This is a genomic window from Salinicola sp. LHM (assembly GCF_034479735.1).
Taxonomy (GTDB): domain Bacteria; phylum Pseudomonadota; class Gammaproteobacteria; order Pseudomonadales; family Halomonadaceae; genus Salinicola; species Salinicola salarius.
Genome location: NZ_CP140261.1, coordinates 2,379,217 through 2,394,944 on the forward strand (window position 1 = coordinate 2,379,217; position 15,728 = coordinate 2,394,944).

13 protein-coding genes are annotated in these 15,728 nt (G+C 61.7%); 2 read left to right on the forward strand and 11 right to left on the reverse strand.

Annotated features, from left to right (window positions below; genetic code table 11):
* Positions 1-173: 173 nt before the first annotated feature.
* The gene (gene pyk / locus R5R73_RS11030) at positions 174-1,637 is read left to right on the forward strand and encodes a pyruvate kinase (protein WP_071233112.1); all 1,464 of its coding nucleotides are present in this window, start codon (positions 174-176) and stop codon (positions 1,635-1,637) included.
* A gap of 87 nt (positions 1,638-1,724) precedes the next feature.
* Here pyk and oadA read toward each other — a convergent pair whose 3' ends face one another.
* Complete coding sequence (gene oadA / locus R5R73_RS11035; protein WP_322527524.1) at positions 1,725-3,545, reverse strand: sodium-extruding oxaloacetate decarboxylase subunit alpha; 1,821 nt, start codon at positions 3,543-3,545, stop codon at positions 1,725-1,727.
* A gap of 39 nt (positions 3,546-3,584) precedes the next feature.
* Positions 3,585-5,000: an acetyl-CoA carboxylase biotin carboxylase subunit gene (locus tag R5R73_RS11040; RefSeq protein ID WP_110630774.1), complete on the reverse strand. Its 1,416-nt coding sequence runs from the start codon at positions 4,998-5,000 to the stop codon at positions 3,585-3,587.
* A gap of 139 nt (positions 5,001-5,139) precedes the next feature.
* Between R5R73_RS11040 and R5R73_RS11045 the strand changes: the two genes are divergently transcribed.
* Entirely contained in the window at positions 5,140-6,126 is a 987-nt protein-coding gene (locus R5R73_RS11045) for a LysR family transcriptional regulator (protein ID WP_110630772.1), read from the forward strand.
* 15 nt (positions 6,127-6,141) lie between these two features.
* Here the strand turns inward: R5R73_RS11045 and R5R73_RS11050 are convergent, their stop codons facing one another.
* The 9 genes from R5R73_RS11050 to mrdA form a co-directional block, all read right to left on the reverse strand.
* Positions 6,142-6,663: a GAF domain-containing protein gene (locus R5R73_RS11050; protein ID WP_276231579.1), complete on the reverse strand. Its 522-nt coding sequence runs from the start codon at positions 6,661-6,663 to the stop codon at positions 6,142-6,144.
* A gap of 397 nt (positions 6,664-7,060) precedes the next feature.
* Positions 7,061-8,050 carry a lipoyl synthase gene (gene lipA / locus R5R73_RS11055; RefSeq protein WP_208625282.1) on the reverse strand — a complete coding sequence of 330 codons (990 nt, stop codon included), beginning with the start codon at positions 8,048-8,050 and terminating at the stop codon, positions 7,061-7,063.
* Between the two features lie 35 nt (positions 8,051-8,085).
* The gene (gene lipB, locus R5R73_RS11060) at positions 8,086-8,754 is read right to left on the reverse strand and encodes a lipoyl(octanoyl) transferase LipB (RefSeq protein ID WP_110630768.1); all 669 of its coding nucleotides are present in this window, start codon (positions 8,752-8,754) and stop codon (positions 8,086-8,088) included.
* Positions 8,755-8,759: 5 nt separating this feature from the next.
* Positions 8,760-9,047 carry a YbeD family protein gene (locus tag R5R73_RS11065; protein ID WP_110630766.1) on the reverse strand — a complete coding sequence of 96 codons (288 nt, stop codon included), beginning with the start codon at positions 9,045-9,047 and terminating at the stop codon, positions 8,760-8,762.
* Between the two features lie 214 nt (positions 9,048-9,261).
* Entirely contained in the window at positions 9,262-10,482 is a 1,221-nt protein-coding gene (locus tag R5R73_RS11070) for a D-alanyl-D-alanine carboxypeptidase family protein (RefSeq protein ID WP_110630764.1), read from the reverse strand.
* A 26-nt stretch (positions 10,483-10,508) separates the two neighbouring features.
* Complete coding sequence (locus R5R73_RS11075) at positions 10,509-11,567, reverse strand: septal ring lytic transglycosylase RlpA family protein (protein ID WP_322527525.1); 1,059 nt, start codon at positions 11,565-11,567, stop codon at positions 10,509-10,511.
* Positions 11,564-12,610, reverse strand: a complete 1,047-nt coding sequence (gene mltB / locus R5R73_RS11080) for a lytic murein transglycosylase B (protein ID WP_322527526.1) — start codon at positions 12,608-12,610, stop codon at positions 11,564-11,566. Before mltB ends, R5R73_RS11075 begins: the two co-directional genes overlap by 4 nt.
* A 35-nt stretch (positions 12,611-12,645) precedes the next feature.
* On the reverse strand, positions 12,646-13,788 hold the full coding sequence (gene rodA, locus R5R73_RS11085) for a rod shape-determining protein RodA (RefSeq protein WP_087719854.1): 1,143 nt from the start codon (positions 13,786-13,788) through the stop codon (positions 12,646-12,648).
* Positions 13,778-15,673 carry a penicillin-binding protein 2 gene (gene mrdA, locus R5R73_RS11090; RefSeq protein ID WP_110630760.1) on the reverse strand — a complete coding sequence of 632 codons (1,896 nt, stop codon included), beginning with the start codon at positions 15,671-15,673 and terminating at the stop codon, positions 13,778-13,780. The genes rodA and mrdA overlap by 11 nt, the downstream gene beginning before the upstream one ends.
* Positions 15,674-15,728: the final 55 nt, after the last annotated feature.

Below are 15,728 nucleotides of genomic sequence, written 5' to 3' on the forward strand. Positions count from 1 at the left end.
GCCATCCCGGCAGGCGGTGCATGTGGCTCCTCTAAGCCGGGATGACAGGACAGCAACAGCGCTTCGGACAAGACGGGCTCCTTGTTGTAAAATAACCACATGTCATCGTCGCGACTCGATCCATGACTTTTCAGCGCGGCGGGACGACTCATTCAGTTGCCAGGAGAATTTCCATGCAGCACGCGTTTCACGGTCCGATTCGCCGCACCAAGATCGTCGCCACCCTCGGCCCAGCCACGGATCGCGAGGGAGTATTGGATGCCATTATCGAAGCCGGGGTCGACGTCGTTCGCTTGAACTTCTCCCACGGGAATCCGGAAGATCATCGCCGCAGGCTCAAGGCCGTTCGCGAGGCGGCGGATCGTCACGGCCGCGCGGTGGCTGCACTGGGCGACCTCCAGGGCCCCAAGATCCGTATCGCCCGCTTTGCCGCCGAAGGTGGCGTCAAGCTCGAAAAAGGTCAGCCTTTCGTGCTGGACGTATCGCTGGATCGCGATGCCGGCGACAGCGAACGCGTCGGCTGCGATTACAAGGAGCTGGCTGACGATCTCGAGGCCGGCGACACCCTGTTGCTGGACGACGGTCGCCTGGTGCTCGAAGTGGACCGCATCGAAGGCCCGCAGATTTTCACCACGGTCAAGGTCGGCGGCAAGCTGACCAACAACAAGGGCATCAACAAGCAGGGCGGCGGCCTCTCCGCTGCGGCGCTGACCGAGAAGGACAAGGAAGACCTCAAGACCGCGATCGACATCGGTGTCGATTATCTCGCCGTATCGTTCCCGCGCAGTGGGGCCGACATGCAGTATGCGCGCGAGCTGCTGGGCGAAGCGGGCCAGGAGATCGGTCTGGTCGCCAAAATCGAACGCGCCGAAGCCGTTGCCGACCCGGAAACGCTGGACGACATCATCCGTGCCTCGGAAGCGGTGATGGTCGCCCGCGGCGATCTCGGCGTCGAGATCGGCGACGCCCAGTTGATCGGCGTGCAGAAGCGGATCATCGCCCGCGCCCGCACGCTCAACAAGGTCGTCATCACCGCTACTCAGATGATGGAATCGATGATCGAGTCGCCGCTGCCGACCCGCGCGGAAGTCTTCGACGTCGCCAACGCGGTTCTGGATGGCACCGATGCCGTGATGCTCTCGGCGGAAACCGCCGCCGGCGACTTCCCGGTCGAGACCATTCGCGCCATGAACCGGCTGTGTCTGGGCGCGGAGCGCGAGCGGGCGGCTCAGCAGTCCCAGCACCGCATCCACGAAGGCTTCAGCCGGATCGACGAGACGCTGGCGCTGTCTGCCATGTATGCGGCCAACCACCTTTCCGGCGTGGTCGCCATCGCCTGCTTGACCGCGTCGGGCTACACGCCGCTGATCGCCTCGCGCATCCGCTCCGGTCTGCCGATCGTCGCGCTGGCCGAGACACCGCTGGTCCAGCGTCGCATGGCGCTCTATCGCGGCGTCGTCTCGCTGGTCTTCGACAGCTCCCGCTTCCCGCTGACCGAGATCAACAGCGGCGCGATCAAGGAGCTGGTCAGCCTCGGGCTCGCCAGCAAGGGCGACCTCGTCATCCTGACCCGCGGCGATCACATGAATGCTCATGGCGGCACCAACACCATGAAGATCATCCAGGTCGAAGAGTGATCGAGAGCGCTCTTTTCACGGGATAAAAAAACGCGGAGCCATGGCTCCGCGTTTTTGATTGCCTTCATCGGGAAGACAGCCCGGCCCTCACTCGATTTCGATCAGGACCTCGCCCGGTGTCACGCGGTCGCCCTTGGCCACATGGACCGCCTTGACCGTGCCGCTGACCCGTGCCTGCACTTCCGTCTCCATCTTCATGGCTTCGGTAATCAAGACGGCCTGTCCTTCCTTGACGCTGTCACCTTCAGCGACCAGCACATCGACAATGTTGCCCGGCATCGACGTGGTAACGTGCCCAGGCGAGCTGGCCTTGGCGCGCCCCCCGCTATTGCCTTCCTGCACGAACTCGTCCTTGGCCTCGAACACGACCTCTTCGGGCATGCCATCGAGCGTCAGATAGACACGGCGCTTGCTGCCACTGCTACTGCCGACACCGGTGATCTGCACTTCGTAGGACTCACCGTGAACGTCGATGACGAACTCGGTAGGCACCCCTTCGGAAACCGGCCGTCCGGCACCGCCGACGGCTTCCGCTGACGGAATCGATTCGGGCGTCAACGTGCCGTCACGCCGCCCCTGCAGATATTCCCGCCCCAGATCGGGGAACATGGCAAAGGTGAGCACATCCTCTTCGCTGTCGGCGAGATCGCCGATATCCTGCTTCAGCCTGGCCATCTCCGGCTTGAGCTGGTCGGCGGGACGGCCCTCGTCGACCAGTTCGTTGCCGATCGCCTTGCGACGCACCTCGGCATTCACCTCGGCCGGCGGCTGACCGTAGCCACCCAGCAGGTAGCGCTTCACCTCGTTGGTGATCGACTTGTAACGCTCGCCGGTCAACACGTTCATGGCGGCCTGGGTCCCGACGATCTGCGACGTCGGCGTTACCAGCGGCGGATACCCCAGATCGGCACGAACCTTCGGAATTTCATCGAAGACATCCTGAATCCGGCTCAGCGCATTCTGCTCCTTCATCTGATTGGCCAGGTTGGACATCATGCCCCCCGGCACCTGCCAGATCTGTACGCTCACATCCTCGCGAGTGTATTCGCTTTCGAAAGCCGCGTATTTCTTGCGCACTTCCCGGAAGTAGTCGCCGACCTCCTTCAGCGCGACCAGATCCAGGCCGGTGTCATAGGGCGTCTGCTGGAACGCCGCCACCATCGCTTCGGTGGAGGGATGGCTGGTACCGCCGGCGAAGGCGGAAATACAGGTATCGATATGGCGACAGCCTGCTTCGACGGCCTTCATCTGGCTCAGGGAAGCGAGCCCGGACGTCGCGTGGGCATGGAGATGGATCGGCACGTCGACCGCCTCGGCCAGCGCTGCCACCAGCTCGCCGGTGGCGTATGGGGTCAGCAGACCGGCCATGTCCTTGATGGCGATCGAATCGGCGCCCATGTCGACCAGCCGCTTGGCCTGCTCGACATACATGTTCCGAGTGTGAACGGGGCTGACGGTATAACAGATAGTGCCCTGGGCATGCTTGCCGCTGGCCTTGACCGCCTTCATGGCGGTCTCCAGATTGCGCAGGTCGTTCAGCGCATCGAAGACCCGAAAGATGTCGATGCCGTTATCGGCCGAGCGCGCCACGAAACGCTCCACCACGTCATCCGCGTAGTGGCGATACCCAAGCAGGTTCTGACCCCGCAGCAGCATCTGTAGCGGCGTGTTGGGAAGCGCTTCGCGCAACGACTGCAGGCGTTCCCAGGGATCCTCCTTGAGAAAACGCACGCAGGCGTCGAACGTGGCGCCGCCCCAGACTTCGAGTGAATGGAACCCGATCGCGTCGAGTTTGGCGCAGATTGGCAGCATGTCTTCGGTTCGCATGCGCGTGGCAATCAATGACTGATGCCCATCACGCAGGACGACGTCGCTGATCTTGACGGATGACGAGTCGGCGTTGTTCATCTTTTTCTCCTGATCCTGATTCTGATCCATTCGGCGCATTCAAAGTCCGGCGTGAGCCGCGATGGCCGCCGCAATCGCCAACGCCACCTCTTCAGGGTTGCGCTTGACGGAGTAGTTGAGCAGTTCGGGATGGGCGGGAACGAACCCGGTGTCGAAGTGCCCGGCCCGGAAATCGGGATGGCGCAGAATTTCCTGGTAATAGGGTGCGGTGGTCTTCACCCCTTGCAGACGCATGTCGTTCAGCGCCCGAATGCCACGATTGAGGGTCTCTTCCCAGGTCATTCCCCAGACGATCAACTTCAGGCACATCGAATCGAAGTACGGCGGAATGGTATAGCCGGTATAGATCGCGGTGTCCGTGCGGACGCCGGGGCCGCCGGGCGCGTAGTAACGGGTGATGCGACCGAAGCTGGGCAGGAAGTCGTTCTTGGGGTCCTCGGCGTTGATCCGGAACTGGATGGCATAGCCCTGGTGGCGGATATCCTCCTGGCGATAGGCCAGCCGGTCGCCTGCGGCAATGCGCAACTGTTCACGGACGATATCGACGCCGGTGATCGCCTCGGTGATGGTGTGCTCGACCTGAACCCGGGTATTCATCTCCATGAAGAAGACTTCGTTGTCCTTGACCAGGAACTCCACGGTACCGGCATTCTGGTAGCCGACTGCCTGGGCGGCGCGCACTGCCATCTTGCCCACGTAGCTGCGCTGTTCCGGCGTCAGCTGGGGGCTGGGCGCGATTTCGATCAGCTTCTGGTTGCGGCGCTGGATCGAGCAGTCGCGCTCGAACAGATGGATGACCCCACCGTGGCTATCCGCCAGTACCTGGACTTCGATGTGCAGCGGATCGACGACGCACTTCTCCATGAACACTTCCGCGCTACCGAAGGCTTTGGTCGCTTCGGAAATCACGCGATCCCAGGCCTGCCGGAGCTGTTCGGCCGTGTCGCAGCGGCGAATGCCACGGCCACCGCCGCCGGATGTCGCCTTGAGCATGATCGGGTAGCCAATCTCTTCGGCAACCGTCAGCGCTTCATCGAGATTGGCGAGATTACCGTCGGAACCCGGCGTCACCGGCACGCCTGCCTCACGCATCGCCGTTCGCGCGGCGGTCTTGTCGCCCATCCTGGCGATCACTTCGGCACTCGGGCCGACGAACGCGATACCCGCCTGGCTGCAGATCCTGGCAAATTCGGCACTTTCGGATAAGAAGCCGTAGCCGGGATGAATGGCATCACAGCCGGTTTCCCGCGCCAGGTTGACGATCCGCCGCGGATCCAGATAGCCCGCCAGCGGTTCGTCACCGACGAAATAGGCTTCGTCCGCTCCTTTGACATGCAGGGAGAAACGGTCGGGTTCGGTATAGATCGCAACCGAACGGATGCCCATCTCGGCGCAGGCTCGTACAATACGCACGGCAATCTCGCCGCGGTTGGCGATAAGCAGCTTTTTAAACACCGTTTGCCCTCCCGGTTTGTGCGTGGCGACGCTTTGTTATCGTCTCCCTACGCTAGCGATCCGGGTACCAATAGAAAAATTGATATTTTTTTGCCAACCTATAAGCTAAACGTTATACCTGACCGTGAGAGCATCCTGAATGTCGCGTCCCAACCTGCTCAATCGTCTGACGTTCCGTCAGCTCCAGGTCTTCCAGGCCGTTCATCGTCAGCAATCCTATTCACGCGCTGCCGAACAGCTGGGCCTGACGCAACCTGCCGTCAGCGCTCAGATCCGACAGCTCGAGCAGGCGCTGAGCCAGCCACTGTTCAAGTACGCCGGCAAGACACTCCATATACTGCCCGCCGCCGATGCGCTGGCCGCGTCCGTGCAGTCGATCTTCGGTCAGGTTTCGAGTCTGCAGATGGAGCTGTCGGAGCTGGCGGGCACGATCCGGGGCGAACTCAACCTTGCAGCCGTCTCGACCGCGCAATACGTCGTGCCGCACATTCTGGCGCGCTTCAGAGCCCGCTATCCGGAAGTCCAGATTCGACTACGCGTCTGCAACCGGGCACAGGCCCTCGAGCGGCTGGCGGAGAGACGAGATGACCTGGTCATCATGGGTATGGTGCCGGACGACCCCAACCTGGTATTCATGCCCATTCTGGACAACGAATTGATACCGGTGGTCTGGCCGGGCCACCCGCTGGTCACGGCCGAGCGGGCGACGCTCGAGGATTTCGCGCGGCACTATCTGCTGATGAGGGAGCCAGGCTCCGGCGCGCGGACGGCATTCGAGGATTTTGCGGCAAGGGAGCGCATCTCCCTGCACCACACCATCGAGCTCGGCACCAATGAAGCCATCAAGCAGGGGGTCATGGCGCACTTGGGTGTGGCCGTGCTCCCACGCCTGGCCGTACAGCTGGAGCTGGCTTCCGGACTGCTGGCGAGCCCGCGCATTCCCGGCTTCCCTCTGAAACGCTCATGGTGCACGGTCTATCCCAAGGATCGCTACCCGACGCCAGTCACGGAGCTTTTTCTACGCTTCGTGCGGGAACTGCTGCCGGAATTGAATGCACATTTCCGGGCCCCGATGACACCGATCGAGACGCCGACGCTGCTGTGTCTTCCTGCTGATGAGGTTTAAAAAGGACGTCAGCGCTCAGGCCCGATCACGCTGATTCGCCTGGACACGCAGGATATGCAGCTGGATCAGCTCCTCGGCCTGAGCGGCAAGAAGCCTCAATCGCTGCATATCGGTTTCCTCGAAAGCCCGGGGAAGCATGCCGATCAGACATAGCGTGCCCACACAGGCTTCCGGCTCCACGAACAGCGGATAGCCAGCATAGAAGCGAATGAAAGGGTCTCCCGTCACCAGCGGGTTGTCCGAAAAACGTGCATCCCGCAAGGCATTGTTGACCACCATTGGCTGGCCGTCGGCCACGACGTGACCACAGAAAGAAATCCGCCTTGGCGTCTCGCAGACCTTCAAGCCCTGATGCGACTTGAACCACTGACGCTCTTCGTCGATCAGCGTGATCATCGACATGGGAACGTCAAAAATCTGGGTCGCCAATTCCGTCAAACGGTCGAACCCCTTGTCGGATTCCGAATCGAGCAGCTGTAGATCCCGCAAAACGGTTAGACGCTCGACTTCGTTATGGGGCATATCCGGTGCAATCATAGAGCGGACTCTTACTCCTCAGGTTCGAGAAATCATCAACGCCGCACAGCCAACGTGGTTCCGGACAGAAAAGCCGCGAGATAATCCTTCAAAGATAGTTCTTCGACGATAATTCTCCGAAGCGTAACGACCGCCTGGCGCGGCGCACGGAAATCCTGCCCGGATGATCCGTGGTACGTACGTGACGAACGGTCATTGAATACGCCTGAAAAACCTCCTTGGATGCATACCTGTTGCCCATGACCCAAACGGTTCGTCATATCGCATTCCGGTATGAAAACAATACCAGGCAGGGGCAGAACGGGACCAGGCAGGGACGGAACGGGATCAGGCTGAGACAGAACGGGCCTGCCGATCTTATCGGCAGGCCCGTTAACGTCTTTCTGACGAGGCACGCTTACTTCACCTCTACCCCGTGTGCCTGCTTGTCGGCATGATAGGACGAACGCACCAGCGGCCCCGAGGCGACATGCTTGAATCCCATCGCCTTGCCCTGCTCGGCAAACCAGTCGAAGGTCTGGGGGTGCACCCAGCGATCGACAGGCAAGTGATTGCGCGAAGGCTGCATGTACTGACCCAGGGTCAGCATGTCGACATCATGAGCGCGCAAATCGCGCATGACCTCGATCACCTGCTCGTCGGTTTCACCGACTCCGAGCATCAATCCTGATTTGGTCATGACTTCCGGACGGCGCGCCTTGTACCCTTTAAGCAAGTCCAGCGACCACTGATAATCGGCACCCGGGCGGACCTTGCGATAGAGCGACGGCACCGTCTCCAGGTTGTGGTTGAAGACATCCGGCGCTTCGCCTTCCAGAATGTCCAGCGCCACCTGCATGCGTCCGCGGAAATCCGGAACCAGCACTTCGATTTCGATGTTCGGGCTGTCGCGACGAATCTCGCGAATGCAGTTGGCGAAATGCTGCGCCCCGCCATCACGCAGGTCATCGCGATCCACGGACGTCACCACGACGTAATTGAGCCGCATCTCGGCAATGGCTTCCGCCAGTTCGCGAGGCTCGTTCTCGTTGAGCGCATTGGGTCGTCCATGCGCGACATCGCAGAAGGGGCAACGGCGGGTACAGATATCGCCCATGATCATGAAGGTCGCCGTCCCGCCACTGAAACACTCGCCCAGATTAGGGCAGGAGGCTTCTTCACAGACGGTGTGCAGTCCGTGCTTGCGCAGGGTCTGCTTGATATGGGTGACCTGAGGAGAAACCGGCATTCTGACGCGCAGCCAGTCCGGTTTCTTCGGCAACGTTTCGGTCGGAATGACCTTGACGGGAATCCGAGAGACCTTCTCGGCACCGCGCAGTTTGACTCCGCGCTCGGCGCGTGCCGGCTTCTTGGTCTCGGGCGTTGGCATGACGGTCGTCTCGGTCATAGATCCCTTCCTGATAGGTCGTGGAACATCGGCAGCTAAGCAATCGCTGCCGGTTCAAAAGCTTGTGGCCACCCGGATCGAGCGTCGAGTGGCGCGGACAGTCGGCGTGCAAAGCAGCCTGCCAATCTTTCGGCTTCGCTGATCGATGACACCGGCTCGGTCACGTGGTCACGCAATTGGGTCATCTTCAATCCCGCATAGCCGCACGGGTTGATTCGGGCGAACGGTGACAGGTCCATGTCGACGTTGAGCGCGACGCCATGGAAACTGCAGCCCCGCCGAATTCGCAGACCCAGCGATGCGATCTTGTCGTCGGCGACATAGACCCCGGGGGCGTCCGGTCGCGCACGTGCATCGACGCCATGGTGCGCCAGCAGATCGATGACGGCGTTCTCGAGCAGCGTCACCAGCTCCCGTACGCCAAGCCCTCGCCGACGCACATCGAGCAAAGGATAGAGCACGACCTGCCCCGGCCCATGGTAGGTCACCTGGCCACCGCGATCGCTCGCGACGACCGGTATGTCTCCCGGCATCAGCAGGTGCTCGGGCTTGCCGGCCCGCCCCTGGGTGAAGACGGGGTCATGCTCGACCAGCCACAACTGATCCGGCGCCGAGGCATCGCGCGTGTCGGTAAAACGCGACATCGCCTGCCACACCGGCAGATAAGGCTGACGCCCGAGTCGGTAGAGTTGCAACGTGGACATTAGCGTCACAGCACCATGTGTACGCGTCCGGTCGCCTTCAGATCCTGAAACAGCGCATCCAGCTGCGCTTCTCCGGTGGCATGAATGACCACTCGAACCGATTGAAAGCGACCGTTGCGACTGTCGGAAAGCTTGATGGATGCCGAATCGAACCCGGGAGCATGCCGTTCGATCACCTCGCTGATGGCCGCAACGAAATCTTCGGCGGCATCACCGACTACCCGGATCGAGTAGTCGCACGGAAATTCGACCTTGGGCCGAGGCAGGTCAACATCATTGGGTGTCTGGGTCATGGCGCTATGGTTATCTGAGTCATGGCATTAGGCGCTGAAAGTCATTTCCGACCATTCTACTCAACAACAGCCCGAGCACCAACCGATGCCGGCGAAGCGCGGAAACCGCTGAAAGGATCCGCTACTCCGTTTGGAACCTTCGTCATCTTTCGGCACTGCCGCCTGGCCGGGCACCGAATCTCGCCAGCGCCCGACCGACAGCGCAAGAGCTGCCTTAATCGAACAGCCCGGTCACGAACAGCACGATGGAGTCCCATACACGCTTGAAGATACTGCCCTCTTCGACCCCTTCCAACGCCACCAGCGGCTGCTGGCCCAGCACCTCGTCACCCGACTTGATCTCCAGGGTACCGACCTGCTGTCCGGCCTGAATCGGCGCACGCAGCGTCTCCGGCAGATTGAGGCGTGCGGTCAGGTTATCGGCGCTACCCCGCGGCACGGTCATGCTGACCTCGTCCTGCACGCCGAGACGAACGGTATCACTGGCGCCGCCCCAGATACGCGCCTCGTTGAGTACGGAGCCAGCGTCATAGAGCTTGCGAGTCTGGAAGAAACGGAAGCCGTAGTTGAGCAGGCGCTGGGTTTCCGCCGCCCGGGCTTCATCGGAATTGGTGCCCATCACCACGGCGATCAGGCGGGTATCCTGCTTTTTGGCAGAGGCGACCAGACAGTAGCCGGCTGCTTCGGTATGGCCCGTCTTCAAGCCATCGACGTCCGGATCGCGCCACAACAGACGATTGCGGTTCGGCTGGCGAATGTCGTTGTAGGTGAAATATTTCTCCGAATAGACCTGATAGTGATCAGGGAAATCCGTGATGATGTGGCGCGCGAGGATGGCCAGGTCATGAGCGGACGAATAGTGGTCGTCGTGAGGCAGCCCTGTCGGATTCATGAAGTGGCTGTTTTGCATTCCCAGGCGCTGAGCCTGCTGATTCATCAGGTCAGCGAACGCCGATTCACTGCCGGCCACGTACTCTGCCAGCGCCACGCTGGCATCGTTGCCGGACTGCACCACCACGCCGCGAAGCAGGTTCTCGACGCTGACCTGCGTGCCCTCCTGGATGAACATGCGTGAACCGCCCGTGCGCCACGCATTTTCACTGACGCTGACCATGTCGGTGTCGGAGATGCTGCCGCCGTCGATTTCCTGCTCGACGATGTAGGCCGTCATCATCTTGGTCAGACTGGCGGGCGGCAGCCGCTGATCGCCGTTGTGATTCACCAGCAACTGGCCGGTGGAAGCATCCATCAGCACCCAGGAAGACGCGGCCAGATCAGGCGGCGAGGGTATCAACTGCTCCGGTTCCGGGTTGGATGCCGACATCTGGCTATCGGGAGTGGGTTGCTGGGCGCCGGCCGGAGACGACAGCAGCCCCAGACACAATGACGCTGAGATGACCAGGCGTGATACAGACGAAGTGAACAACGCTTTCATGACAATCGGGTTCTCACTGGACGAGGTTACTGAGTGGGCGCTACCAGGAACGTCTGGCTATAGCCGGCGTCCTGCAGAGTAGCCCTGATGGATTCGAGCGATGCCAGGTCATGAATGGGGCCGACCTGGACACGATAGAGAGGAGACGCATTGTCGATGCGAACCGGCCGCGACAGCAAGCCCTGCAGCCGGTTCTTCAACGCTTCCGCACCGGCTCGTGAACCGAGCGCGGCAACCTGCACGAAGCGCTGCCCCGCCGCCAGCGATCCTTCGGAGGCGGAGATGGGCGCAGCGCTTGCAGAAGATAGCGTGGACGAAGACGGAGATTCCTCGGCGTTCGCCGCCGTCAGAACGGGATCGATGCTTGCCTGGTAATTCGCGCCAGAGCTCGCACCCTCGGCCTGCGAAGCGACAGGCCGGGGGGAAGCCCCCGATGTCGATGGCTGACGCGATACCGAACGGGACGCGGCCGCGCTCTGACCGGCCTGCGAGCGGTCACCCGCCGACTCACCATGCGTACGTGCCCAGACCACGGGGTCTATCGCCTCGACCTTCACCCGCCCCGTCCCGCCTTTCAGAATACCCAGGCGTGCAGCCGCCGCGTAGGAAAGATCGATCAGCCGGTCGCTGTGAAACGGGCCACGATCGTTCACCCGCACGATGACCTTGCGACCGTTATCGAGATTGGTGACACGCGCGTAAGTCGGCAACGGCAAAGAGCGATGCGCCGCCGACATCTGGTACATGTCGTAGGTCTCGCCATTGGCCGTGTCGTATCCCTGAAACTTGACGCCGTACCAGGAAGCGAGCCCTTCGGCCTCGTAACCGGCAGGGTCGTCGAGCACATGGTAGGTCTTGCCCCATACCGTATAGGTCGAGCGGTTACCGCTCCTGGAACGGGGTTCCACGCGCGGCACCGCATCCGGCACGTTGGCGACGTCTTTCGGCGTATCCGGGTAGGCATCCTGATCCATGGCGTAACGACCGCTCCCACCCTGGGAGCCGCCGCCACCGGCACATCCCGCCAATAGCGCCAGCAGCAACAGTGCCAGGGAGAAGCGCCATCTCACGGCACACCGAATCATGCCCCGTCACCTTGCGCGTCCTCGGACATGGCAGTCTGAATGCGCTGCGCCAGCGTCGCGACCGCCATCGCATAGAGATGGCTGTGGTTGTAGCGGGTGATGACGTAGAAATTGTCGAGGCCCAGCACATAGCGAATGTGCCCGTCGGCAAAATCCAGGGCCAACGGCACGACCTCGTCACTCGGCTGCAAGCTCCCCGCCGTCGGCTCGATACCGACCTGCTGCAACGCCGAAATCGATGTATCCGGCGGCTCGGTACGATTGAAGGTGATGGAAGACGGCAACACATCGGGGCCATCGGCCTCGACCAGCACCGCTTGATGCCGCTGCCAACCATGCTCGCTGAAGTAATTGGCGATACTGCCGATGGCGTCCACCGGGTTGTTCCACAGATCCTTCAGGCCATCGAAATCGAAATCGACCGCGTACGCCTGATAGCTGGTCGGAATGAACTGCGGATAGCCCATGGCACCGGCGTAGGAGCCATGAAGCGTGGCGGGATCGACATCCTGACCTAGCGTGATATCGAGAAACGCCTCGAGCTCACCGCGAAAGAAGGCACCTCGGGAAGGATGGTGAAAGGCCAGCGTGGAGAGAGAATCCAGCACACGATGCGTGCCCTTGTGTTGGCCGTACTGGGTCTCGACACCCAGGATCGCCACCACGATCTCCGGCGGCACGCCGTAGACTTTCTCGGCCCGCGCCAACGCTTCATGATACTTCTCGAGAAAGGCAACGCCCTGCCGAATACGTTCAGGCTGGATGAAGATGTCGCGGTACTCGTCCCAGCGCAAGCGTCTTTCCGCCGCGTGATCCATCGCCTCCAGTACCTGCGGACGATACTGCGCCGCCTGCATCGCGGCTTCCAGCTCGTGACTCGGCAAGCCCTTCCGGGACAGGGATTCCACCATCTCCTGCACTTCGGGATGGGTGGCCGGGTCGAAATTCTCCTCGGCCTGCGCCGCCGCGCTTGCCAAACCCCAGAGTCCCACCAGCAACAGACTGATGCTGAACCGACGATCTCGTCTCCAACGCAGCGGCATGCGCGACTAGCTCCCTGCTTGCGGCTCGTCCGGCGTCAGTGTGTCAACAGGCGCCGGTGCGTGTGAATCGACATGAGAATACCGAACCCGGCCATCAAGGTCACGCTGGAGGTCCCGCCATAGCTGACCAGCGGCAATGGCACGCCGACCACCGGCAGAATGCCCGTGACCATGCCGATATTCACGAAAACGTAGATGAAAAAGGTCAATACGATACTACCGGCCAGCAAGCGGCCGTAGGTGTCCTGCGCATGATTGGCCATGACCAGCCCGCGCGAGACCAGCAACAGATACAGCACCAGAATGGTACACATGCCGATCAGGCCGAACTCCTCTCCCAGCACGGCGACGATGAAGTCGGTATGGCGCTCCGGCAGGAACTCTAGCTGGGACTGCGTACCCAGCCCCCAGCCCTTGCCTTCCAGCCCGCCGCTGCCGATCGCGGTCTTGGACTGGATGATGTTCCACCCGGCACCGAGAGGGTCGCTTTCCGGATTGAGAAAGGTCAACACTCGCTGACGCTGGTAATCGTGCATGTTGATCCACAGCAGCGGCGCCGCCGCCCCCGCCATGGCCCCCAGCGTCAGAATGAATTTCCACGACAGCCCCGTCAGCAGAATCACGAACACTGCCGCGCAGGTCACCAGCAATGACGTGCCCAGGTCAGGCTGACGGGCGATCAGCAGCACCGGCACCCCGATGATCACCGCGCAGACGATCAGATCGCGCCAGGTGGGCGGCAGGGGGCGGCGATGAAAATAGGCCGCCAGCATCATCGGCATGGCGATCTTCATCACCTCCGAAGGCTGGAATCGCAACGGGCCGATCTCCAGCCAGCGCTGGGCGCCCATGCCGATGTCCCCCATGATCTCGACGGCGATCAGCATCAAGAGGCCGCCACCGTAGGCCAGCGGTGTCCACCGGAACAGCGTGCCGGGCGAGAACTGCGCGATGATCACCGCGCCCAGCAAGGCCACGCCCATGCGCGACGCCTGCGCCATCGTCGTCGAGGCCGACATGCCGCTGGCGCTGTAGAGCACCACCAGTCCGAACGAGATCAGCAGCAGCAGGATCGACAATAGCCACGGGTCGAGATGCATGCGCAGCCACAACGAGCGCTTGCGCCCGACTCGGGCTTGATGGGCTCTCGGTGCCACGCGTTGGAAATCAATCGCCATCGATACTCTCGATTTCTTCGTTGACGGTGGTACCCGGCGGATCCTCGAGCTTTCCGTCGGGCAACAGCCAGGCATCGGTAAGCTCGCGACCGAGGCCGGATACGCCGCCGCCTGCGTTCTCGACGATGACGGCAACCGCGATCTGAGGGTCGTCTACGGGCGCAAAACCGATGAACAGCGCGTGATCACGGAGGCGTTCGGCCAGTTCGTCGGCGTCGTACTTCTGGTTCTGCCCCAACGAAAAGACCTGAGCGGTGCCGGTCTTCGCTGCCATCTCGTACTGCAGGCCAGCGCCAGCCTTGCGGGCGGTCCCTTCGGAGCCGTTCATCACTGCTTCCATGCCTTTGAAGACATCCTGCCACCAGCGCGCCTGATCGATCTGTACATCCGGCTTGGTGTCCGCGAACGGCGGCTCGACGGTGTCGTCGCCGATGCGCTTGGCCAGGTGCGGCCGCACCCACTGTCCCCGATTGGCCAGTGTCGCGGTGGCAGCCGCCAACTGGAGTGGCGTCGCCATGAAATATCCTTGACCGATGCCGGCAGAAAGCGTTTCTCCCGGATACCACACCTGGTTGTACTTCTCGCGCTTCCATTCGCGTGACGGCATCAGGCCCGGCGACGCTCCCTGGACATCCAGCGACGTGACCTCGCCAAAGCCGAACTGGTGCATGAACGCCGAGAGACGGTCGATGCCCAGCCGGTACGCCATGGTATAGAAGTAGGTGTTGTTGGAGACTTCCAGCGCTCGCTCGAGATCGACACGACCATGCCCCCACCGCAGCCAGTTGTGGTAGCGCCGGCTATCATTGGGCAACTGGAAATAGCCAGGGTCGTAGATGACGTCGTTGGGCTTGACCACCCCATCCTGCAAGGCGCCCAGCGCCTCGAACGGCTTGACGGTCGAACCCGGCGGATACTGCCCGCGTACCGCACGGTTATACAGCGGCAGGTCCAGATTTTCCTGCAAGGCGCGATAATCCTTGTAGGAGATCCCGGTCACGAACTTGTTGATGTCGAAGCCCGGTGCCGAAACCATCGCCAGGATGTCGCCCGTCTTGGGCTGAATGGCCACGATGGCACCGCGTCGTCCGCCCAGCAGATCATAGGCCATGTGCTGCAGACGGCTGTCGATGGTCAGCGTGATGTCCTTGCCCGGCTCTGCCGGATTTCGGTCCAGTTCACGCAGGACCCGGCCACGGGCGTTGGTCTCGACCTTGCGCAGGCCGGCCTTGCCATGAAGCTGATCCTCGTAGGTGTACTCGACCCCCGTCTTGCCGATGAAATGAGTACCGGCATAATTGCCGGGATCCAGATCGGCCAGCTCATCGGCGTTGATCCGCCCGACGTAACCGAGCACGTGAGACATCACGATCGGATCAGGGTAATAGCGCATCAACTGGGCCTCGACCTCGACACCGCTAAGCAGATAGCGGTTCACGGCCAGGCGGGCAATCTGATCCTCGGTGAGATCGCTGATCAACAGCGCAGGCTGATAGGGTCGCTGGCGCTGACGGGAACGCTCCCGAAAGGTCTCGACCTCGTCCTCGGGCAGCCCCAGGATATCCACCAGACGCTGTAACGTGGTATCGAGATCATCGACACGTTCGCGCACGATGGTGAGATTGTAGGTCGGGCGGTTTTCCGCCAGCAGCTTGCCGTTTCGGTCGTAGATCAGGCCACGACGCGGCGGTAACGGCTCCACTCGCATGCGATTATTGTCGGAGCGCGTGATGAAGACGTCATGCTCGATGATCTGCAAATAGACCAGACGCGAAACGAGCGCGCCCGCCATCAGCAGAATGATCAGGGCAGCGACCAGCGAGCGATTGCGAAAGACACGAACTTCCTGTTCGTGGTTCTTGACGTTTTCCCGACGTTTACGCATGACAGAAGCAGCGATTCAGGGCAGGGATCGGCTCCGAGCCGTCACGGCGTCCGGC